The organism is Streptomyces ipomoeae 91-03 (genome assembly GCF_000317595.1).
Taxonomy (GTDB): Bacteria; Actinomycetota; Actinomycetes; order Streptomycetales; family Streptomycetaceae; genus Streptomyces; species Streptomyces ipomoeae.
The window spans coordinates 1-1,250 of record NZ_AEJC01000032.1 but is presented as its reverse complement, the minus strand read 5'-3'; the positions used below and the strand labels follow the sequence as shown (position 1 = coordinate 1,250).

General features: G+C 61.7%; 1 protein-coding gene. It reads right to left on the bottom strand.

Going from position 1 to position 1,250, the window contains the following annotated elements; genetic code table 11:
- Positions 1 to 44: 44 nt before the first annotated feature.
- A protein-coding gene (locus tag STRIP9103_RS01870) for an IS3 family transposase (protein WP_086019210.1) occupies positions 45 to 1,225 on the bottom strand; the annotation gives its coding sequence in 2 pieces (ribosomal slippage) (positions 45 to 961 and positions 961 to 1,225; 1,182 coding nt in all).
- Positions 1,226 to 1,250: the final 25 nt, after the last annotated feature.

Sequence of the window (1,250 nt, the reverse complement as noted above, 5' to 3'; positions counted from 1 at the left end):
CTGAGGGGCCTCGCGTTTTCCGGACAGGCTTCTGACCGTTTATTTCACGCGGCGATTCGCAACTTCTCATACTCGGCGTGGACTTCGCGCGGAGGGCGGTAACCCACCGCCGAGTGGAGGCGTTTGCGATTGTACCAGAATTCGATGTAGCGAGTGATGTCCTGCCGGGCGGCCTCGCGGGTCAGGTAAGTCACCCTTGATACGCGCTCGTTCTTCAGGGCACCGAAGAATGATTCGGCCATGGCGTTGTCGAAACAGATCCCGGTGCGGCCGGCAGATCTGCGGAGCCCGAACCGGTCCAGCGTCCTCCCGAACTCGGCTGACATGTAGTTACTTCCGCGATCCGAGTGAAATATCGCGTCGGCCGAGAGGTTCCTGTTCCGTGCCGCGTTACGGATCGCCCTGGATATCAGTGAGGTTTGGTAGTGGTCGTCCATGGCGTAACCGATGACTTCCTTCGTGCAGCAGTCGATGACCGTTGCGAGGTACAGCCAGCCTTCCCCGGTCGCGATATAGGTAATGTCACCGACGAGCTTCTCGCCGGGCGCATCCGCGGTGAAGTCGCGGCCGACGAGGTCCAGCACCTGGCCGGCCGCAGCCTGAGTGAGGTTGAACCTCTTCGGTCGTGGCAGGCAGGGCATCAGGCCCAGTTCGCGCATGAGGCGGCGGACCAGCTCCACGCCCGCGGCGACGTCCCAGCGGTGCAGCTGGGCCTGGATGCGCCTGTGCCCGTAGGTGCTGTCGGACATGTCGAAGGCTTTCTCGATGAGCAATTTCAGTTCTTCGCGCCGCTGGGCGGTCGCGGATTTTGGGCGGGATCGCCAGTCGTAGTAGCCGGATCTGGAGACGCCGAGTCGGCCGCACATGAACTCGACGCTGTATGCGTACTTCTCGGTGTCGAGCCGCATCTCGTCGATGAACTCGTACTTGCTTGCTACCGGGGATCCTTCGCGAAGTACGCTGCGGCTTTTTTCAGGAAGGTAACTTCCATCTCCAGCTCGCGGTTGCGTCGTTCGAGTTCCTTCAGGCGCGCTCGCTCGTTCACCGTCAGTTCCGCCTCGGGGGCCGGTTCCTGCTGCTTCTGGTACTTCTTCACCCAGCCGCGTAGCGTCTCCGAGTTCAGCTCAAGCTCCCGGGCGACTTCGGAGATCGTCTTGCTTGACCTCAACGCGATCTGGACGGCTTCCTCGCGGAACTCCGGCGAGTACTTACTGGGTGGCGCCACTTCTTCCTCGCTTCCTTGTTCAGGA